Source organism: Allomuricauda sp. ANG21 (genome assembly GCF_040705235.1).
Taxonomy (GTDB): domain Bacteria; phylum Bacteroidota; class Bacteroidia; order Flavobacteriales; family Flavobacteriaceae; genus Flagellimonas; species Flagellimonas marina.
The window spans coordinates 252,361-272,214 of sequence record NZ_JBFCVT010000001.1; the positions used below are offsets into that span (position 1 = coordinate 252,361).

General features: G+C 41.5%; 20 protein-coding genes. 16 read left to right on the plus strand and 4 right to left on the minus strand.

The features are described 5' to 3' along the window. Nucleotides 1-32 precede the first annotated feature (32 nt). The 3 genes from AB1A65_RS01250 to AB1A65_RS01260 form a co-directional block, all read right to left on the minus strand. Complete coding sequence (locus AB1A65_RS01250) at nt 33-560, minus strand: inorganic diphosphatase (protein ID WP_366584811.1); 528 nt, start codon at nt 558-560, stop codon at nt 33-35. 143 nt (nt 561-703) lie between these two features. Continuing rightward, entirely contained in the window at nt 704-3,199 is a 2,496-nt protein-coding gene (locus AB1A65_RS01255; protein ID WP_366584813.1) for a DUF5686 family protein, read from the minus strand. A 158-nt stretch (nt 3,200-3,357) separates the two neighbouring features. Beyond that, nucleotides 3,358-4,335 (minus strand): pyruvate dehydrogenase complex E1 component subunit beta, encoded by a 978-nt coding sequence (locus AB1A65_RS01260; protein WP_366584815.1) that lies wholly within the window; start codon nt 4,333-4,335, stop codon nt 3,358-3,360. Between the two features lie 172 nt (nt 4,336-4,507). Here AB1A65_RS01260 and AB1A65_RS01265 point away from each other — a divergent pair, with 172 nt between their 5' ends. The 11 genes from AB1A65_RS01265 to AB1A65_RS01315 all read left to right on the plus strand — a co-directional run bounded on the left by AB1A65_RS01265 (nt 4,508) and on the right by AB1A65_RS01315 (nt 15,582). Continuing rightward, complete coding sequence (locus AB1A65_RS01265) at nt 4,508-5,254, plus strand: electron transfer flavoprotein subunit beta/FixA family protein (protein ID WP_366584817.1); 747 nt, start codon at nt 4,508-4,510, stop codon at nt 5,252-5,254. 75 nt (nt 5,255-5,329) lie between these two features. Next, nucleotides 5,330-6,298 (plus strand): electron transfer flavoprotein subunit alpha/FixB family protein, encoded by a 969-nt coding sequence (locus AB1A65_RS01270; RefSeq protein WP_366584819.1) that lies wholly within the window; start codon nt 5,330-5,332, stop codon nt 6,296-6,298. 88 nt (nt 6,299-6,386) lie between these two features. Next, a complete protein-coding gene (locus AB1A65_RS01275; RefSeq protein ID WP_366584821.1) occupies nt 6,387-7,019 on the plus strand; it encodes a bifunctional nuclease domain-containing protein in 633 nt (210 codons plus the stop codon). 9 nt (nt 7,020-7,028) lie between these two features. Beyond that, nucleotides 7,029-8,489: a nucleoside transporter C-terminal domain-containing protein gene (locus AB1A65_RS01280; RefSeq protein WP_366584823.1), complete on the plus strand. Its 1,461-nt coding sequence runs from the start codon at nt 7,029-7,031 to the stop codon at nt 8,487-8,489. Between the two features lie 127 nt (nt 8,490-8,616). After that, nucleotides 8,617-8,976, plus strand: a complete 360-nt coding sequence (locus tag AB1A65_RS01285; protein ID WP_366584825.1) for a four helix bundle protein — start codon at nt 8,617-8,619, stop codon at nt 8,974-8,976. Between the two features lie 100 nt (nt 8,977-9,076). Beyond that, complete coding sequence (locus tag AB1A65_RS01290) at nt 9,077-9,901, plus strand: thymidylate synthase (RefSeq protein ID WP_366584827.1); 825 nt, start codon at nt 9,077-9,079, stop codon at nt 9,899-9,901. A gap of 8 nt (nt 9,902-9,909) precedes the next feature. Continuing rightward, a complete protein-coding gene (locus AB1A65_RS01295) occupies nt 9,910-11,094 on the plus strand; it encodes an energy transducer TonB (RefSeq protein ID WP_366584829.1) in 1,185 nt (394 codons plus the stop codon). A 204-nt stretch (nt 11,095-11,298) separates the two neighbouring features. Next, on the plus strand, nt 11,299-13,002 hold the full coding sequence (locus AB1A65_RS01300; RefSeq protein ID WP_366584831.1) for a hypothetical protein: 1,704 nt from the start codon (nt 11,299-11,301) through the stop codon (nt 13,000-13,002). 101 nt (nt 13,003-13,103) lie between these two features. Continuing rightward, nucleotides 13,104-13,781: a hypothetical protein gene (locus AB1A65_RS01305; RefSeq protein ID WP_366584833.1), complete on the plus strand. Its 678-nt coding sequence runs from the start codon at nt 13,104-13,106 to the stop codon at nt 13,779-13,781. Between the two features lie 120 nt (nt 13,782-13,901). After that, complete coding sequence (locus tag AB1A65_RS01310) at nt 13,902-14,657, plus strand: type 1 glutamine amidotransferase domain-containing protein (protein WP_366584834.1); 756 nt, start codon at nt 13,902-13,904, stop codon at nt 14,655-14,657. Between the two features lie 262 nt (nt 14,658-14,919). Then, the gene (locus tag AB1A65_RS01315; protein WP_366584836.1) at nt 14,920-15,582 is read left to right on the plus strand and encodes a hypothetical protein; all 663 of its coding nucleotides are present in this window, start codon (nt 14,920-14,922) and stop codon (nt 15,580-15,582) included. Between the two features lie 4 nt (nt 15,583-15,586). Here the strand turns inward: AB1A65_RS01315 and AB1A65_RS01320 are convergent, their stop codons facing one another. Next, complete coding sequence (locus tag AB1A65_RS01320) at nt 15,587-15,778, minus strand: hypothetical protein (protein WP_366584838.1); 192 nt, start codon at nt 15,776-15,778, stop codon at nt 15,587-15,589. A 96-nt stretch (nt 15,779-15,874) separates the two neighbouring features. On the opposite strand from AB1A65_RS01320, the gene AB1A65_RS01325 reads away from it, so the two are divergent. The 5 genes from AB1A65_RS01325 (at nt 15,875) to AB1A65_RS01345 (ending at nt 19,850) form a co-directional block, all read left to right on the plus strand. Further along, nucleotides 15,875-16,303, plus strand: coding sequence for a Dabb family protein (locus tag AB1A65_RS01325; protein ID WP_366584840.1), 429 nt, complete (start codon nt 15,875-15,877; stop codon nt 16,301-16,303). A gap of 21 nt (nt 16,304-16,324) precedes the next feature. After that, nucleotides 16,325-16,687 carry a DUF2200 domain-containing protein gene (locus AB1A65_RS01330; RefSeq protein ID WP_366584842.1) on the plus strand — a complete coding sequence of 121 codons (363 nt, stop codon included), beginning with the start codon at nt 16,325-16,327 and terminating at the stop codon, nt 16,685-16,687. 60 nt (nt 16,688-16,747) lie between these two features. Further along, nucleotides 16,748-17,611 (plus strand): DUF5694 domain-containing protein, encoded by an 864-nt coding sequence (locus AB1A65_RS01335; protein WP_366584844.1) that lies wholly within the window; start codon nt 16,748-16,750, stop codon nt 17,609-17,611. Between the two features lie 93 nt (nt 17,612-17,704). Beyond that, nucleotides 17,705-18,865 (plus strand): ergothioneine biosynthesis protein EgtB, encoded by a 1,161-nt coding sequence (gene egtB / locus AB1A65_RS01340; RefSeq protein WP_366584846.1) that lies wholly within the window; start codon nt 17,705-17,707, stop codon nt 18,863-18,865. 16 nt (nt 18,866-18,881) lie between these two features. After that, complete coding sequence (locus AB1A65_RS01345) at nt 18,882-19,850, plus strand: L-histidine N(alpha)-methyltransferase (RefSeq protein WP_366584848.1); 969 nt, start codon at nt 18,882-18,884, stop codon at nt 19,848-19,850. Nucleotides 19,851-19,854: the final 4 nt, after the last annotated feature.

A 19,854-nucleotide genomic window follows, 5' to 3' on the forward strand; every position in this document is an offset into this window, starting at 1 on the left:
TTAAAAGCGCATTTATTCGAGTTCTACGTTATCTATATGGTATAGGTCCGTTTCTTTTTGTGTTCACTTTCTTCATAGCGTTTCACACATTCGTGATAAATGGCGATGGCTTCATTGACATCACCCCAGCCACCGGTGTCCACTTTCTTCTTTTCCAAATCTTTATATACCTGAAAAAAGTGCTCTATTTCCTTTAATCTATGTGGGTTCAATTCACTAATATCATCTCTTTTGCTCCAAATAGGGTCCGAGACGGGTACACAAATCAATTTTTCATCAGGGCCTTTTTCATCGGTCATGTGGAAGACCCCCACTGGTTTCACTTCAGCAACCACCATAGGGTAGGTTGGCTCGGTACAAAGTACCAAAACATCCAAGGGGTCTCCGTCCAAGGCAAGGGTTTCTGGAATAAAACCATAATCACCGGGATACATCATGGAAGAAAACAGGGTACGGTCAAACCTAATCTTGTGCAGTGTAAAATCGTATTCGTACTTGTTTCGGCTACCTTTTGGAATTTCAATCAATACATCGAAAGTAACGGGTTCTTTTTTGGGCATTTTTGAAGTTTTGTTTTTGCAAAAATAGCCCGTATTACTGGAAAAGGATACGAAAATCGCATTAATTCGTTTAGATTCCCGTTTTCAAGGGAATGACAATTTCATCTGAATCCTAATGTTTTGCATCAGGAAGATTTTTTCAGTTAAAAATTAAATCCGAAGGTCCCCGTAATTCCGAAAGGTCGAGCATCGGGATTATCCAAGTAATTGCCCCTGAAGTTAAAGTCGATTCTTAAGATTTTAAAAATGTTCCCCACTCCAAAGGAATACTCCCAGTAAATCTGGTCTTCGGGAGCCCTTAAAGGGATGTTGCTAGGCGCGCTGAGCGCAATATTCTCATCGGAAAGTTGGCCCCAAGCTCCACGAAGTCCCACAATTTCCCGAAGATTAAACTTGCGCAACAGTGGTATCCTTGAAAACAGTCTTCCGTTAAAGTTGTGTTCCAAGTGCACTGTGGCATAGGTATCGGTGACAAACTCGTAAAAATCAAGGTTTGGAAAAACATTGTAGAGTGAAAATAACGTCTGGTTACCGGGAATCACGCTCAGAAGAGAAAGCGGCACCTCACCAAAGGTCTTCCCCAATTCCACACTACTGGTCAGTCTTCCAAATCCACCCACTTGCCATGGTTGTCTGTATGAAAACTGAAGTCGCTCATAGTCAAAATCGCTTTCCAAAAAACCGCTTATACCTTTGGTATAATTAAGAACCAAGGTGCTATGGTCATCATTTATATTGACTCGTTCCACACCGTAACCAATGGTTCGTTTGCCAGGCGTGTAAATTAAGGTTGTATTTAAATCGAACTGTTTTACTTCGGATGAAACTCCTGTTGGAGATTCCAAATCCACATAATCCAAATTAAAAGCCTCAGGCAATGCTGAACTCAAGGTTCGGAATGACCCTCCCAAACTGACTCTGAAATTCTTGGCCGGTTCAATCTCAAAGTTAAGAGTGGACAGATTTATATTGGTTAGCCGATTATTGGAGCCTACTGTCACTAGTGAAGAAGACGCAATACTACGGCCCAGAACGTCATTGGTACTGGTTAGACTTATCCCCAATTGTTCAATATCCCGTCTATTTCCCCCAGATACTATGAGCCGTGTCTTCCTATCCAACAAAAACTTCCCTGAAAATCCATGTTTGAACTTCCTGTCCCCAAAACCATAAGCCATATATCCTTCCAAACGCCAGGGGTCGTTCTGGCCAAAATAGGTTCGGGCTCCTCCCCTAAGCCGAATGCCTTCAGCGTCATTGTACCCAAAGGTGCTGTAGATGTCGCCAATGTCGAGGTTCCATTTATCTATTTCTATATAGCCTGAACCCAAAATACTCACAATGTCATAATACGTTCGGAACTTGGGGACAGTTTTTAAGGTATCCAACAGTTTAAAAATTCCCGATTCATCATCGTTTAAGGATTCTAATCGGGCATTTTTCCAAAATGTACTGTCCCTAGCAAACACTCTGGGGTCGTATGGGTCAGACTCTGACTTGTAAAATTCTTCGGGATGATTTGCATTGAACTTGTAATTATCAAAAACAGTGGTTCGCTTACCATACACTCCACGTGATTTTTCCTTTTTGGAAAAGGCAAAATCGCTCAGCATATAATCTCGTTTCAACAAAAAGACGGAGTCGTTGACCACATCAAAATCCTGCTCAATATAAATCTCTTTTACCCAGTTTATATTGGCACTTTTGGTGACCTGTAAGTTTATTTTCTTGATGGCAAAAGTGGAATCATTCACCCAGAAATCACCCTTAAAGGTAAGTTCGTTGGGCCGTCTGGGGTAATAGATAATGTTGTAACACCACTTATTATCAATAAAAGTGCTGTCCGAAAGGACATAATTATAGGTATCAATTCCTGTTTTGGAAAGTGGACTGGTAAAGCTCTTGTCAAAAAACCGGAGGTAATTATCGTAGATATTGTAGTCGGAATAGAGGTCTTCCACGAACGCGGTTATGGCCTGATTTCCCTCAAAACCAGAACTTTTGTTCCCCAAAACATCCTCTTTTTCCCGGTTTATGGTGTTATCTCCATAAACCCTTGAAAAATGTTCATTCAGGAAAAAGGGCAGGTATGTTTTTCCGGTTACCCGAGATGTATCCAAATTATCGAACATGAATTCCAGTCCTTTGAACAACTTACTCTGAATGAGCGCACTGTCGATGGTATTAAGGTCAAATTCTATCTTCTCGTACTTGTCGTACTCATATTGCTTGAACATCCGTACTCCATTCTCGCGCTTCTTCTCCCAAATCTTTCGGAGAATATCAATGGCCGGATTATCTTTTTTGGACTGTTTCCCGGTGTAGACCACCACTTCTTGAAGTTGCTCTGTGGACTCAATCAGAACAACCTCCATCCCATAGTTCACTTTTTGGGGCAAGGCTATTTCTCTGGTATCATACCCAATAAAGGAAACCTTGATGACATCATAAGTCTCATCAGATTCCAAATAAAAGCGGCCATTATCGTTGGTGATGGTACCTTCAGAAGAGTTTTTAAAAATGATATTGGCAAAGGCTATGGGTTCGCCTGATTCATCCAAAACAATGCCCCCAACCTTGGTTTGGGCAGAAATGGCCAAAAAGAATAGGAAAAAGAATACGGCAAGGAATCTTTTCATGTTTTGATATATGGGACATGTGAAAAACCATTGGGTCTTTCCGTTTTACTTTGGTTAAATTTTTACTACAAGTAATTTTTTATCAAAAACTGTTCCCTTAAAAAAGCCCCATCAACGAATGTCGATGAGGCCCAAATACCTTACAAATATAACCAAGTTTATTTATATAAAACCTTTTTAACAGCTTTGATCACATCTTCATGATTGGGTAACCATTCAGCCAAAAGTACTGGCGAGTACGGTGCCGGTGTATCCGCTGTGTTTAATTTTACGATGGGTGCATCCAAATAATCGAACGCTTTATCTTGTACGTGGTAGATAATTTCAGTGGCCACATTGCCAAATGGCCATGCTTCTTCCAAAATCACCATTCTGTTGGTTTTTTTCACAGATTTAAGGATGGCATCGTGATCCATTGGACGAACGGTGCGCAAGTCAATGATTTCACAACTGATACCTTCCTTCTCCAATTCATCAGCAGCTTTGTATGCTTCCTTGATGATTTTTCCAAAGGAAATAATAGTAACATCCGTACCTTCTCTTTTAATATCGGCCACACCCAATGGAATGGTATATTCACCTTCTGGCACTTCACCTTTATCGCCATACATCTGCTCAGATTCCATAAAAATAACGGGGTCGTCATCACGGATAGCAGATTTCAACAAACCTTTGGCATCGGCCGGGTTAGATGGCACCACTACCTTCAATCCAGGGCAGTTGGCATACCAACTTTCAAAGGCCTGGGAATGCGTGGCGGCCAATTGTCCGGCTGAAGCAGTAGGCCCCCTAAAAACAATAGGACATGGAAATTGTCCAGCAGACATCTGCCTGATCTTGGCGGCATTGTTGATGATTTGGTCTATGCCCACCAAGGAAAAGTTGAAGGTCATAAATTCTATGATAGGTCGGTTACCGTTCATGGCAGAACCTACACCTATACCGGCAAAACCCAATTCAGAAATAGGCGTATCCAAAACGCGTTCCGGACCGAACTCATCCAACATTCCTTTGGAAGCTTTATAAGCCCCATTATATTCGGCCACTTCCTCTCCCATCAAATAAATGGTATCATCCCTTCGCATTTCTTCAGACATCGCCTCTGCTATGGCCTCCCTAAACTGTAGTGTTTTCATTAACTGGTGATAAATAGATTCGTTAGTGTGCTTAAAAACGCAAGCAAAAATAGCAAAAACTAGAAGAACACAACCCTGACCTCAATCAAAAAAAAGAACAAAATTTATTATGCATGCATAATAAATTTCAGAATTTAATAGCTATCTTTGATGCCATAAACCTAAAATACATATGAAGATTTTAGTTTGCATTAGCAACGTACCGGATACAACTTCCAAAATCAATTTTACGGAAGGTGATACCAAGTTTGATACCAACGGGGTACAATTTGTGATAAATCCCAATGATGAATTTGGGTTGACACGTGCCATGTGGTTCAAGGAAAAACAAGGAGCAGAAGTTCATGTAGCTACCGTGGGTGGAGCACAGACCGAGCCCACCATCCGAAAGGCATTGGCCATTGGAGCAGATGAGGCCATTCGGGTGAACGCCGAGCCTTCTGATGGTTTCTTTGTGGCCCAACAATTGGCCGAAGTGGTAAAAAATGGTGGCTACGACCTCATTATTGCGGGTAGGGAATCTATTGATTATAATGGGGGTATGGTCCCTGGTATCTTGGCCACACTGCTGGACATGAATTTTGTAAATACTTGTATCAATTTAGAGGTGGATGGAACAAACGCCACTGCCATTCGGGAAATTGACGGTGGAAAAGAAAAAATAAGCACTTCGTTGCCCTTAGTGATTGGTGGCCAGAAAGGATTGGTTGAAGAAAGTGACCTTCGCATTCCCAATATGCGTGGTATTATGATGGCCCGAAAAAAAGCTTTGAATGTGGTTGAGCCTGTAGAGGCATCCCAACCTACCCAAGACCAAAAGTTTGAAAAACCTGCGCCGAAAGGACCCGTAAAACTGGTGGACGCCGATAACGTTGGGGAATTGGTCGACCTATTGCACAACGAAGCTAAAGTCATCTAAAAAACAAATTCCAAAATCCAAGTTCCAAGCCCATCTCGGGATTTGGGATTTGAAAAATTGAAATTTCAGAAAATTATGTCAGTCTTAGTATATACCGAATCAGAAAAAGGGAAATTCAAAAAAAGTGCCTTTGAGGTGGCATCCTACGCCTACAAAGTGGCCCAAGACTTGGGAACAAACGTTACCGCGGTCAGCTTCAATGCCAACGATGCAGCTTCATTGGGCGAATATGGGGTTTCCAAAGTTTTACAAATATCCAATGACCAATTGGCCACCTTTAATGCAAAAGCTTATGCCAGTGCTTTGGCCCAAGCTGCCGAGGCAGAGGGAGCCAAAGTCATTGTATTGAGTTCCAGCGCCGACACCAAATTTTTGGCACCTATCCTTACTGCAAAATTAAACGCGGGATATGTCCCTAACGTGGTGGCAGCCCCAGACAGCACTTCTCCTTTTGTAGTGAAACGAACTGCTTTCAGTAACAAAGGTTTCGCCCACACAGAAATTTCCGCAGATGTTAAAATCATTGGAGTATCAAACAACGCTTTTGGTGCAGTGGAGAATAGCAACTCAGCTACTGTAGAGGATTTTAGTTCCTCTTTGGCTGATGACGCCTTCACCACCAAGTCCGTTGAAGTGGACAAAGTGGCCGGAAAAGTGACCATTGCAGATGCTGACATTGTAGTTTCCGGTGGTCGTGGGCTTAAAGGTCCTGAAAATTGGGGCATGGTTGAAGAACTGGCCGAAGTGTTGGGAGCAGCAACCGCTTGTTCCAAACCCGTATCCGATATGGGATGGCGCCCGCACAGCGAGCACGTAGGGCAAACTGGAAAGCCCGTAGCGAGTAACCTTTATGTTGCCATTGGCATCTCTGGAGCCATACAGCATTTGGCAGGGATAAACGCTTCCAAAGTCAAAGTGGTCATCAACAACGACCCTGAAGCTCCTTTCTTCAAGGCCGCTGATTACGGAATTGTTGGGGATGCCTTTGAGGTAGTACCCAAACTCATCGAAAAATTAAAGGAATTTAAAGCCCAAAACGCTTAAATTTTGTTAATTTGCCCTTAACAGGGGCTGTTCAGATAACTGGTGAAGCCACTTATTTGAACAGCCTTTTTTGTTTAGGAGGAGATTTATGAGTTTAGTACGATTAAAAATAAAGGGAATATCATACAGTCAAACCCAGAATGGTGCTTACGCCCTTATTTTGAATGAGGTTGAAGGTGATAGAAAACTTCCCATAGTCATTGGAGCATTTGAAGCGCAGTCCATTGCCATTGCATTGGAAAAGGAAATTAAACCCCCACGGCCTTTGACCCATGACTTGTTCAAGAATTTTGCAGACCGATTTCAAATAGTGATAAAACAGGTCATTATTCACAAACTAGTGGACGGGGTTTTTTATTCCAGCATTATTTGTGAACGTGATAAGGAAGAGGAAATCATAGATGCCCGAACCAGCGATGCCATTGCATTGGCCCTTCGGTTTGATGCGCCTATTTTCACCTACAGAACTATTTTGGACAAGGCTGGTATTTTTCTCAAATTCTCTTCAAAAGAAGATGAAAATGAGGATGATGACAACAGTATTGTAGTGGATGAAATCCTTCAGGAAGGAGAAGCGGTAGAGATTGAATCAGGACCGGGCTCCCATGGCTACCGCGAGATGTCATTGGATGAACTCCATAAAGAACTGGAAAAGGCAGTGGCCGGCGAGGACTACGAAAAAGCTGCCAAATTACGGGACGAGATTTCCAAGCGTAAATAAATCACATACATGGGGAAAAAGACGTTAAGTTTCCTGATACTAGTTTTTATTTGTACGGCTGTATTTGGCCAAAATAACCTCCCCACAGATTCACTTAACACCACCATTGGTACTACCATCATCAATGATATTTCCGCACAGGATACCCCAGAGATGATTCCCAACCAAGGTTTTTCTATCCATACGCTATGGAGAGGAGCATTGGGTATGGCCGTTTTGATCTTGATTTCCTTTTTGTTCAGTTCCAACCGAAGAGCCATCAATTGGAAAACGGTGGGCATTGGACTAACATTGCAATTACTTATTGCCATTGGGGTTCTCAAAGTTCCCTTTGTACAATATGCTTTCGAAAAAATAGGAGAAGTCTTTGTCAGCATCCTCGACTTTACAAGGGCCGGAAGCCAATTTCTATTTGAGGGGTTAGTGGTTGACATGGATACTTTTGGATACATTTTTGCCTTTCAAGTATTGCCAACCATTATCTTTTTCTCTGCACTTACTTCCGTTTTATTCTATTTAGGTATCATTCAAAAAGTGGTGAAAGCAATGGCTTGGTTGTTATCCAAATCCTTGGGCATATCCGGTGCTGAAAGTCTTTCCGTGGCCGGAAACATTTTTTTAGGCCAAACCGAAGCGCCACTGCTTATCAAAGCCTATCTGGAAAAAATGAACAAGTCTGAAATCCTTTTGGTAATGATTGGTGGAATGGCCACCGTAGCTGGAGCTGTTCTCGCCGCTTATATTGGATTTTTGGGTGGGGATGACCCTGTATTGCGTTTGGTCTTCGCGAAGCACCTTTTGGCCGCCTCCGTAATGGCAGCACCGGGTGCCATTGTCATTTCAAAAATATTGTATCCACAGACCGAAGCCGTCAATACCGATGTCAAAGTTTCTTCAGAAAAAATTGGGGCCAATATTCTGGACGCCATTGCTAATGGTACTACCGAAGGTTTAAAGCTCGCCCTCAATGTTGGGGCCATGCTCTTGGTTTTTGTGGCTTTCATTGCCATGATCAATGGCATTTTGGGCTGGGTCGGTGATCTCACCACTTTCAATGCATGGATTGCCGCCAACTCCCCTTACGATAGTTTTTCTCTAGAAGCCATTCTAGGAACTGTATTTGCTCCGCTGATGTGGCTCATTGGGGTGGCCAATGAAGATGTTATGCTCATGGGACAGTTACTTGGTATTAAACTGGCCGCAAGTGAATTTGTAGGCTACATTCAATTGGCGGAACTGAAAGCCGTGACAAGTGACCTTCATTTTACCTATAGTAAATCCGTTATCATGGCCACATACATGTTGTGTGGTTTTGCCAACTTTGCTTCCATCGGTATACAGATCGGAGGGATTGGCTCTTTGGCCCCGGGTCAGCGAAAAGTACTGTCTCAATTTGGCATGAAAGCCGTTTTGGGTGGTTCCTTGGCCTCATTATTGTCTGCCACCATTGCGGGTATGATTTTGGGGTAGTCAGGTGAAAGGCCAGTGGTAAAAGGGTGAAGGGCAAAAGGTTTTGGGTAAATGGTAAAAAAACCTTTCAAGAAGCTGAAAAATTAACATATAGATTTCAACCTCGAAATTTTAAACATACATCGCTATGCGAAATTTTCGAGAGTTAACTGTCTGGAAAGATGGACGAATTTTAGTGAAAGAAATTTATACGCTCACCAAACTTTTACCGAACTCCGAACAATTTGGATTGATTCCACAAATTCAAAGAAGCGTTATTTCCATTCCAGCCAACATTGCCGAAGGATGCAGTAAACATTCCCAAAAAGATTTTCTTCGATTTCCTCAAATTAGTCTTGGATCAGCTTACGAATTGGAAACCCATTTAATCCTCTGTGAAGATTTAGAATTTCTTTCTCCTGAAGTAACAGATCGGGTTGTTGAAAAAATTCAAACACTACAAAAGAAACTCGTAGCCTTGATCAAACACGTTAGGCTTAACCATTAACCTTTTACCCCTTAACCCTCTAACAGTTGATAAAATCTTCATAAGTCAAACTACTGATCTATTGTCCTTTTATCCACAACCATTTACCTTTAACCCCACTATGAAACAATACCACGACCTCCTTAAACATGTGTTGGAACACGGAAACGCCAAAGGCGACCGCACTGGAACTGGAACTTTGAGCGTTTTTGGCTATCAGATGCGGTTTAACCTTGCCGATGGATTTCCCATGGTGACCACTAAAAAATTACACCTTAAATCCATTATCCATGAGTTGTTGTGGTTTTTAAAAGGCGACACCAATATTGAATACCTCCAAGAAAATGGAGTACGCATTTGGAACGAATGGGCGGATGATAATGGTGATTTGGGACCGGTCTATGGCCACCAATGGCGTAATTGGAACAGTGAAGAAATCGACCAAATCAAGGAAGTTATCGAAACACTGAAGACCAGTCCAAACAGCCGTAGAATGTTGGTATCTGCCTGGAATCCCAGCGTATTGCCAGATACTTCGGTATCCTTTGCAGAGAACGTGGCCAATGGCAAAGCCGCACTCCCCCCCTGCCACGCCTTTTTTCAATTTTATGTGGCCGATGGCAAACTTTCATGTCAACTGTACCAGCGTAGTGCCGATATCTTTTTGGGCGTTCCGTTCAATATTGCTTCATATGCCTTGTTCACCATGATGATGGCCCAGGTATGTGGCTATTTGCCCGGAGAATTCATTCACACCTTTGGCGATGCTCATATCTATAACAACCATTTGGAGCAAGTGCATCTGCAATTGAGCCGTGATCCACGCCCCTTGCCCACCATGAAACTGAATCCCGAGGTAAAAGACATTTTCGATTTTACGTTTTCTGATTTTGAGTTGTTGAACTACGACCCGCATCCGCATATAAAAGGGGTTGTGGCCGTATAACCTTTACGATGAAGTCCCTTTTTCTGTTTGTATTTTTCTTGTTCAGCTGCACCTTCTATTCCCAAGAAAGAGTGTATGCCCCAGAAGAAGTGGATCAATTTCCGATAATCGATGAAAATCCTTGCACAAATGATTTAAGCAAACGGGATTGTTTTCAACTACAATTGATGGAATTTGTACATGGAAAAATCTCATATCCTGAAAATGCATTAAAGAATGGGATTGAAGGGGTTGTCTATATGCAGTTTGAAATTGACAAAAATGGCATCATCAACAATATTAAAGCCCGCTCAGTTCGGGAAGATTTTAAAAACGAGGCCATTAAGACCTTAAGCCTGCTCCCAAAAATTGAGCCCGCTGTAAAGAACGGAATCCCGGTACCCTTCATTTTTGGGTTTCCTGTAAATTTTGCCATTCAAAAAAGTGATGACCCAAAAATCGACTATTTCCCGCAGGAACAATTGATTCACCCCAACGTCATGGAGCATCAAAATCACAACGAGTACCTTTACAATGCCGTACAGAATCAGGTTGTTTCCATTTTGGCACAAAAAAGAAATCTGTACCTCATCAAAAAAAATATAAAGGATACATTATCAATCGCCATATTGTTTGAAGTTGACAAAAACGGTCAAGTCAAAAAAAATAAAGGTAGGATCAGCATCAATTCAAGGGCATTGTACGATAAGTTTGGGCCTGACCTTGAACAAATCCCTTCTTCCTTGCCGCAGTTTAAAGTCCTAAACAAAAAACCTGACCCCATTGTCAGTACTCACCATCTGCTTTACCAATTTCTACCAATGGGCCAAAAAGAAGTGGAGTTAATACATATTCCCAATACAAAAAAGTACAAAGGAGGTGTCGTAGAGGAAATCCCTGTTTTCCCCGGCTGCAAAAACCTGACGCAAGAAGAGGCCAAAAGGTGCTTTCAATTGAAGATGCAAGAACACATTAAAAACCATTTTTCATATCCCGTGGAGGCCCAGGTAAATGGAATTTCTGGAAAAGTGAATATTATATTCATCATAACCAAAACAGGGGATATTGAAAAAATTAGAACTAGAGGGCCACATAAGGTTCTGGAAAAAGAAGCATTACGAATCATTCAACTTCTGCCCAAAATGACCCCTGGAAAGCAGAATGGAAAACCTATTGATGTACCCTATTCCATTCCCATAACTTTTAAAATGTAGTGTTCAATGGATTGGCTCAAATACCAATGCATATATTAAAGGGTTGTAGCGGTGTGACAGGAAACTTGACGAGGTCATTTTGATAGCCTCTGGCTTTTGTACATCTCCCATTATCTATGAGGTTTCTATTTTTCACAGAAACATAGAATACCCAAAATTTGTAACCAATTGCTTTTACGGAAGTATTCTATAAAAGTAAACGGTTTGAAATCCTATTTCCTTACTTGTTGCTTTGGCATACTTGTTCTCATCAATCTTTGCCATGGCCAGTCCAATGACATTGCCAAACATCAAAATTGGACAAATGACATTGATTATGTGGATTATCTTATCCGCACCAGACACCCCAATCCCTTTTACCGTATATCCAAAGAACATTGGGACAACGAACTACAAAATTTAAAGAAAAATATCGCTAAGCTTTCTGAAAAAGAAATATCCATAAAACTAAGCTCGATTGTTGCCCTTCTTAATGATGGCCATACTTTCTTGGATTTTGACGGGAATTATGGTTTTGACCATTGGTTTCCTATTCGCTTCTATGATTTTGATGATGGACTGTTCATTACGGTGGCTCATCCAGCATACAAACAACTCATTGGTAAAAAGGTTGTATCCATTTCGGGCTTGCCAGCTTCTGATGTTTTAAATGCCGTTTCCAAGGCCATAAGTGGTGACAATGCTTTTCACAAAAAAAACATAGCAGCAGCTTTTTTGTCCAACACCGCATTATTGGAAGGCATGGGAATTATTAAAAACAATCAAAATTTGATTTTACAGCTTAGTGATGAAAACGGTAAACGCTCAACTGTGGAAATAACATCGATTTCATCCTTTTACTCAACAAACTACAGAAATTGGGGAGAATTGTTCGGCCCTCCTCTAGAAGAGTACCATACTTACGTCACCCCATTTGAAAACGGCAAACCTCCCCTAAAGTATCGGGAATTTAGTGACGAGGCCCCTCCCTATTATGCAAGCAGGGAGCCGTATTGGTTCAAAAATTATCCAGAATACTCAGCATTTGTATTTCAATTTAATTTTGCCGCAGAAATTGGTCCCGAGCCTTTTAAAGACTTCTTACAACGACTTGTTGTTGCTATGAAAGAAGCAAAACCCGAAAAGCTTATCATTGATGTACGTTATTGTTTTGGTGGAGATGGAAGCATGATGGTTCCTTTGGTGAACGATATCATAACTTTCTGTAAGACTCATCCAAAAACCAAGCTATGTATCTTAACCGGAAAGCAAACTTTTAGTGCAGGGATTATGCTTGTTGCTCGATTAAAAAAGTATTTGAATGTTACCACAGTCGGTGAGCCAATGGGAGCAGGATACAATCATTATGGCGACCCCATTACGTACCAACTTCCCAACAGTGGATTAAAACTGTATTGTTCATCGGTCTATTGGCAACTGAGTCATCCGTTGAATGACTCCAATGAAATTTCAATAGAATTTCCCGTATCCGTGAATTCAACCGATTTTTTTAAGGGCGATGATAGGGCATTTCTAAAAATTGTTGAAAATAATGACCTAAGGCACATATCGGATATTTATTTGGAGGAGGAGTTAACAATCGCTGATTCAATTTATCAAAGTCGATATGCCATGTTTGGAGAACTCAAATGGTGGAACCCCATTGATGGTGACAGTGATCAAATGAACAAAAAAATCAATGTGACTTTAGAGAGGCAAAAACCGGAAAGTGCAGTAAAACTTGCCAAATTATGGACACAATATGATGCTAAAAATCCATTGGCATGGATGAAATTGGCTGAATTGTACCAACTTCAGAAAAAGTACAATTTGGCTCTGGAAACCCTTGATAAAGCCCAAAATCTGGATGGAGACCGATTAGATATAAAAGAAGCGAGGGCTGCTCTTCAAGATGCTCCAAAAGAATAGTATTGCCTGCTTGTAACACCGAGCGCCGAAATACCCATCAACTTTAAAAATTTAGTGGTATATTTTAAGGTCATCTTTTCAGACCATTAAATTCTACGAAAATGAAACAGCTCATCATCGCAATCGCTTTATCTGGGGTTTTAGTGTCCTGCAACTCTTCAGGCAAGAACAAAAAAGAAACCGACGCATCATCAGCAACTGAAACTGTTACGGACAGTACCAAAACAAAAATAAACTACGTAGCCATCGACACTGAAGAAGCCTTGATTGCCACCTCTTTAATGGCCGCCCCAGCAGCCAGTCGGGATGGGTGTACCGTCATTGGCTACAACAGTGAAGGCGAATTTGTGACCTACAAAGAAGGAAACAACGAGTTTATAGTGCTTGCCGATGACCCCAATAACCAAGGGTTCAGTGCGGCTTGCTATCACAAAAGCATGGAACCTTTTATGGCAAGAGGTCGCGAACTGCGCTCCGAAGGAAAAACAGGGCCCGAAATTTTTGATATTCGGGAAGAAGAGGCCAAATCTGGGAAACTGGATATGGGAAAACCGGGTGCTACGCTACACATCTATTATGGTCCCAAGGACACCTATGATCCCGAAACCCATAAAGTGGAAGGCGCCAAATACCGCTATGTGGTCTATTTGCCCTTTGCCACGGCAGAATCCACTGGTCTGCCCGAAAACCCTGTAAGCCCAAACCATCCGTGGATCATGAACCCTGGCACACACCGAGCCCATATAATGATTTCGCCTTTGGCGGATGGGGAAGAGTAACTCCTAAATCAATTTCAGGTAAAAAGGCGTGTTTTACATTGCTTATAGAATTGGCTTTAATTTAGAAAAACTGTAACATTCCCCCCTGTTGCGAGACCTACTCTAAAATCAATCAAAAAAATGAAAAAAGGTTTCTTGGCCTTATGGGCCTTATTAATTTTTATATCGTGTGGCAACAACAATCCTGAAAAGGGAAAAATACTGATTGTTGTTTCAAACACAGAAGATATGGGTGATCCCGAAAAGCACTTTGCCGGGAACAATCTTTGGGAAGTGGCGCCCCCCTACCATATTTTTGTTTCCCATGGCTACGAAGTGGATTTTGTTTCGCCAACGGGTGGCAAAGTACCTTTCTCCATGGATCCCGTGGGCATCAGTAGTTATACCATCAAGTATGAAAATTTTAATGGCAAGGTTGAAAATTCATTGACGCCCGACCAAGTGGATTATACAAAGTACAAAGCCGTCTTTATTGGCGGAGGGTACGGACCTTTATTTGATGTCGCCAAAAATGAGGCTATCTTACCACTCATAGCCAAAATTTATGAAAATGGCGGCGTAGTGGGAGGTTGTGGACACGGGCCCGGTGCTTTTGCCAATGTAAAACTCAACAATGGGGAGTATCTGGTAAAAGATGTAAAATTGACCGGATTCCCGAATTCCACGGAGGTGACCAAAAGTTGGGCCGCAGAAGGAACCTTATTGCCCATCATGTTGGAGGACCAACTACGACAAAATGGAGCGTTGTTCCAGACCAAAAATGACTTGGCCGATAAACATGATGTGGTCATTGACCAGCGGATTGTAACGACCATGTTTCTGCCTTCTTCAACATTAGTGGCAAAAGAAATGATTGGGGAGATTGAAAAGAACTAAGTTTTTATCCATTTTTAAATCATTAACCCGGGAGCCCATTTGGCTCATTTTATGATTTAGTCTATGGAGTTGACATGGAATGGCGCCATGATTTGCGCTTGGGAAACGGCGTCGTTAAGCTTTTATGTGAAATACAACCTCCCGTAACATGAAAATTTGCAAACTCTGTAAAACAAATCACGCTAACAAAAGGAATTCTCATATCATTCCAAAGTTTTTATCTAAGCGGTTATTTGAATACACAAACCCTAGGCACCTATTAATGGTTGATAGAAAAGGAGCAAGTCGGAAAATTCAAGATACTCCAAAAGAACATCATATTTTATGCCCTGAATGTGAAAAAAGGCTAGGACTGTTAGAGACTTATTTTGCAAAAAAGATTAGGTCAATCAATGATTTTACTAATCAAAAAGATAAATTTCGAATTCATGATTATGGAAAAAATAAACTCCTAGAATGTTTGAGAATCAATCCTACTTCATTTAAGTTATTTATCTATTCCATAGTTTGGCGAGTTTCTATTTCTGAGCTAGAGATTTTTGAAAAATTCAAATTATCAGCAAAGATAGAATCAGAACTAGGGTTTTTTCTTGATGAAAATCTTAAGACGAGCCATCAAAATATGCTTAGCTCTTTCGAAAAAATCAAGAATTTACCAAATTATAATTTTACTGTGATTAAACCTTTGGCTCTTAATGACAATACCAGAGGTATGTTGACAGCATATCAAATGGCTCCGAACAATTTTTGCATCTTTACTGTTGACTATTTAATCTTCTTTTTTGATAATGAGGATAAAATTGATTCCGTTTATAAACTCTATTCAAACAAACAAAATGATGTTGTTAAAGTTGTTGTTTCTGGTGTAACTGGCTGGCAAGAATTAACTAGAGCAGTTATATTGAAAATGTTGAAGCAAGTTTAATAAATTATTTATCCCGCAACCACTCTCCAATCCCCTTGAGTACCTCCACCACACTTTGCACTTCCCTACGGGAAAAGGTGTCTTCTTCCAAATAGAACAGCATCACCACGCCGAGGTCCAAAATTTTGGCCAGTTCTTCGGGTGAGCCATAGTTGTCTTTGATACATGTTTTCAATCTACCTTCCCTTTGTGCCATGCACCAAAAGTAAATCAGCTCTTGGGATTAAGCGTCATAACAAATTATGACACTATTCATTTTTAGCTTACCTTTTGTGACCTAAACCACATCACCATGAAAAACCTTGCCCTCCACATTATCGCCATACTACTCCTGTTTGGCTGTGGCAATAAAACCCAAGAACCAACAAAAGAAGAAGCTGTGGAAAAAACTGAAGTAATGACCGAAACGATTACCAAACCCCTATTGCGACACGTTGTACTATTCAAATTTAAGGACACCTCCACCGAAGAAGATGTTGCCCAAGTGCAAGAGGCGTTCAATGGACTGCCATCCAAAATTTCAGAGATCAAAGGCTACGAATGGGGCCTGAACAACAGCCCAGAAAATTTAAACAAGGGACTTACGCATTGCTATTTCCTCACCTTTACCAGTGAAGCGGATAGGGATGCCTACCTCATTCACCCAGACCACAAAGCATTTGGAGAGGTGGCAGGTCCACATATAGACGATGTGCTTGTGGTGGACTACTGGACCAACTAAAAATGTTTAATCTTATTTCCCATGAAAGCCACTCCAGAACATCATCAGCGAATTGCAAATATGACCTTTGCTTCGGTTTACCCCCATTATGTGACAAAAGTGGAAAAGAAAGGTCGTAGCACAACAGAATTACACCAAGTAATTACATGGTTGACGGGTTTTACCGAAAAGGACATCCAAAGTTTGATAGATGAGAAAGTCACCTTTGAAGTTTTCTTTGAAAAGGCAAAACTGCATCCCAACGCCCACCTTATAAAAGGAGTAATATGCGGCTATCGCATCGAAGAAATCGATAATCCATTGACCCAACAAGTGCGTTATTTGGACAAATTGGTGGATGAATTGGCCAAAGGCCGAAAAATGGAAAAAATCCTACGGTCTTAGCCAAAACCTTTCCACTGTAACATATCCCATCTGAATCGGTCTTTGACTAAAACAACTTCCATGATCAAAAAAATCCGATTTTCACTGATAATAGTACTTGTTTTTGCTAGCTGCAATCCAAAAACTCAGCAACCCGAAGCCCAACAACCCCAGAACACCAAACAAGCCTTGCTCATTGGCACCTTTCATTACAACAACCCCGGTGCGGATGTGGCCCAAACCAAGAGTTTTGACATTTTAAACGAAAGTGCCCAAGCCGAATTAGAACAGATTTCAGAAAAGATAAAGGCCTACCAACCAGACCAAGTTTTTGTGGAATGGCCTTATGACGAGCAACAGGAATTGGATTCGCTTTACCAACTCTATTTGGAGGATACTTATTTCACCAATGACAGCCTTTCGGATTTTTACGTAAAAAATGAAATTTTCCAGTTGGCATTTCGAGTGGCCAAAAAGGTAGGGTTAAAATCGGTGCAAGCTGTGGATTATCAACATACTGATTTTCCTTTTGACAGCTTGATGACCGTCATTGAGAATTCAAAACAAGACCATTTGCAGTCGCAGATAGAAGAAACCATCACTTATTTTACGGAAGGATTCAACAGTAAAATAAAACAAGGAAGTACATTGATGGATCTTACTTATTATCTCAATTCAGAAGAGTTAAGAAAAAGAAGCAATGAATTTCACACCCAAGTCCCCTTAAAAGCTGGGGGCAAAGATAATTTTGTGGGGGCTCATCTTACGGCTGAATGGTACAGACGAAATCTTTTTATGTGGTCATTGGTGGAAAAAAGCATTTCCAACAAAGATGAACGAATCATGCTGCTCCTCGGAGCCAGCCATATTGCCCTTATTAAGGATTTTATAGACAAAAACCCTAATTGGAGTGCCGTAGAACTCCAAGAAGTGATGGGTCAGTAGCCCACAAATGTTCATTTACGTTAAACAAGCATAACGATTGCGTTAAATGGAACCGCTGTTATTTCCGTATCTTTAAGGAAGTAAAAATTTGCCATGATCCTTACCGATTCCCTTTTGGATTTCTTTTTGGAAACCCGAAAACATTCCGAAACTATTTGCGAACCCTTGGAAATTGAAGACTATGTGGTACAGCCCATTGTGGATGTGAGTCCACCCAAATGGCATTTAGGACACACCACTTGGTTTTTTGAGGAATTCATCTTAAAACCCCATGCTAAGGGATACCAAGAGTTCAATGCCGATTTCTCGTTTGTATTCAACAGCTATTATGAGACCGTAGGGAAGCGAGTGGTTCGTTCCGATCGCGGAAATCTATCAAGACCTTCGGTGAAAAAGGTGTATGAATATCGAAATTATGTCACCCAGGCAATCAAGGACTTCTTTTCGGAGCCGCAGGGCAAAGCACTCCAAGATGTTTTGGAAATCGGCATACACCATGAAAAGCAACATCAAGAGCTATTGCTCACAGACATCAAATATATTTTAGGCAATAACCCGCTGTTGCCTGCTTATTCCAATGCGTTTGAGGACCATCCGAAAGAGACCCACCAACAGGATTGGGTCACCATGGAAGAAGGGGTTTATGAGATTGGACACGCAACCCATGATTTTTGCTACGACAATGAATTGGGAAGACATAAAGTCTATTTGCAACCGTATGAAATATCAAACAAACTCGTCACGAATGGCGATTTTATAGAATTTATTGAAGCTGGTGGGTATCAACGCTTTGATATTTGGCATGCGGAAGGTTGGGATTGGGTGAACCAAAACCACATTTCTGCCCCACTGTACTGGCACCAAATTGAAGGCCAATGGTGGCATTATACCGCAAAAGGACTTCAAAAGGTGGATTTAGAGACTCCGGTGACCCACATTTCATACTATGAGGCCTTTGCCTATGCCCAATGGAAAGGGTTTCGATTACCCACAGAATTTGAATGGGAGGCGGCACAAGCTTACTTTCCTTGGGGCAAGCGCTGGGAATGGACAGAAAGTGCTTATCTGCCCTACCCCAACTATACAAAACCCGATGGTGCCCTCGGCGAGTACAATGGTAAATTCATGGTCAGTCAAAAAGTGTTGCGCGGAGGTTCGGTGGCCACATCCGCAAAGCATACGCGACCTACCTACCGTAATTTTTTCCATCCGCAGTTACGCTGGCAATTTACGGGTTTAAGGTTAGCCAAATAATCCCGACTTAACTGTTATGCCACAAAAAACCACAACCACATTTGCCACTGCATTTGAGCGTGAAGTCCATGAAGGGCTTACCGCCTTTCCAAAATATCTCTCCTCCAAATATTTTTATGACGAGGTGGGTGATAAGCTTTTTCAGGACATCATGGCCATGCCGGAATATTATCTTACCGATTGTGAGTTCAATATTCTGGACGCGAACAAAACAGCCATTGTTGACCTTTTTGCATCGGATGGAGAACCCTTTAGCCTGTTTGAATTGGGAGCAGGTGACGGTAAAAAAACCAAAGTTTTACTTCGTCATTTGGTGGAAAGAAACATCCGGTTTGATTATCGGCCCATCGACATCAGTCAGAATGCGCTAGATCAGCTGGAAACAGCATTGCACAAAGAGCTTCCCGAGGTGGACATCAACCCATTGCAAGGCACCTATTTTGATACGCTTCGCGATATTGGGGAAAGCAATGGGCGACGAAAGGTGATTTTGTTCTTGGGCTCCAACATTGGCAATCTCTTGCATCCGCAGGCGGTGGAGTTCCTCAAAAATATGCGGAAGGTCATCAATAAAAACGACCTCATTTTTATGGGTTTTGATCAAAAAAAGAATCCACAAACCATCTTAGATGCCTACAACGATAAAACGGGAATCACCGAAGCCTTCAACAAAAACATTTTGGCGCGCATCAACAAAGAAATGGGTGGCGATTTTAATCTCGACAACTTTCTGCATTGGGAGGTCTACGATCCACAGACTGGAACAGCAAAGAGTTATTTAGTGTCCAAAGTAGAACAAGTGGCCTATATAGATCGTCTGGATTTGGAAGTCCCTTTTAAACGATGGGAGACCATCCATACCGAAATTTCACAAAAATATGATGATGCCGTGGTACAATGGTTGGCCGGAAAGGCCGGGCTAGAGATAGCCACCTCTTTTTCGGACGAAGAGGAAAGCTACAAGGATTACGTTTTCACCAAATGAAACA

What these genes read in the sequence shown, in the direction of transcription:
- AB1A65_RS01250 (WP_366584811.1), bottom strand. Translation starts at nt 560, where the DNA reads ATGCCCAAAAAAGAACCCGTTACTTTCGATGTATTGATTGAAATTCCA.
- AB1A65_RS01255 (WP_366584813.1), bottom strand. Translation starts at nt 3,199, where the DNA reads ATGAAAAGATTCCTTGCCGTATTCTTTTTCCTATTCTTTTTGGCCATT.
- AB1A65_RS01260 (WP_366584815.1), bottom strand. Translation starts at nt 4,335, where the DNA reads ATGAAAACACTACAGTTTAGGGAGGCCATAGCAGAGGCGATGTCTGAA.
- AB1A65_RS01265 (WP_366584817.1), top strand. Translation starts at nt 4,508, where the DNA reads ATGAAGATTTTAGTTTGCATTAGCAACGTACCGGATACAACTTCCAAA.
- AB1A65_RS01270 (WP_366584819.1), top strand. Translation starts at nt 5,330, where the DNA reads ATGTCAGTCTTAGTATATACCGAATCAGAAAAAGGGAAATTCAAAAAA.
- AB1A65_RS01275 (WP_366584821.1), top strand. Translation starts at nt 6,387, where the DNA reads ATGAGTTTAGTACGATTAAAAATAAAGGGAATATCATACAGTCAAACC.
- AB1A65_RS01280 (WP_366584823.1), top strand. Translation starts at nt 7,029, where the DNA reads ATGGGGAAAAAGACGTTAAGTTTCCTGATACTAGTTTTTATTTGTACG.
- AB1A65_RS01285 (WP_366584825.1), top strand. Translation starts at nt 8,617, where the DNA reads ATGCGAAATTTTCGAGAGTTAACTGTCTGGAAAGATGGACGAATTTTA.
- AB1A65_RS01290 (WP_366584827.1), top strand. Translation starts at nt 9,077, where the DNA reads ATGAAACAATACCACGACCTCCTTAAACATGTGTTGGAACACGGAAAC.
- AB1A65_RS01295 (WP_366584829.1), top strand. Translation starts at nt 9,910, where the DNA reads ATGAAGTCCCTTTTTCTGTTTGTATTTTTCTTGTTCAGCTGCACCTTC.
- AB1A65_RS01305 (WP_366584833.1), top strand. Translation starts at nt 13,104, where the DNA reads ATGAAACAGCTCATCATCGCAATCGCTTTATCTGGGGTTTTAGTGTCC.
- AB1A65_RS01310 (WP_366584834.1), top strand. Translation starts at nt 13,902, where the DNA reads ATGAAAAAAGGTTTCTTGGCCTTATGGGCCTTATTAATTTTTATATCG.
- AB1A65_RS01315 (WP_366584836.1), top strand. Translation starts at nt 14,920, where the DNA reads ATGGTTGATAGAAAAGGAGCAAGTCGGAAAATTCAAGATACTCCAAAA.
- AB1A65_RS01320 (WP_366584838.1), bottom strand. Translation starts at nt 15,778, where the DNA reads ATGGCACAAAGGGAAGGTAGATTGAAAACATGTATCAAAGACAACTAT.
- AB1A65_RS01325 (WP_366584840.1), top strand. Translation starts at nt 15,875, where the DNA reads ATGAAAAACCTTGCCCTCCACATTATCGCCATACTACTCCTGTTTGGC.
- AB1A65_RS01330 (WP_366584842.1), top strand. Translation starts at nt 16,325, where the DNA reads ATGAAAGCCACTCCAGAACATCATCAGCGAATTGCAAATATGACCTTT.
- AB1A65_RS01335 (WP_366584844.1), top strand. Translation starts at nt 16,748, where the DNA reads ATGATCAAAAAAATCCGATTTTCACTGATAATAGTACTTGTTTTTGCT.
- egtB (WP_366584846.1), top strand. Translation starts at nt 17,705, where the DNA reads ATGATCCTTACCGATTCCCTTTTGGATTTCTTTTTGGAAACCCGAAAA.
- AB1A65_RS01345 (WP_366584848.1), top strand. Translation starts at nt 18,882, where the DNA reads ATGCCACAAAAAACCACAACCACATTTGCCACTGCATTTGAGCGTGAA.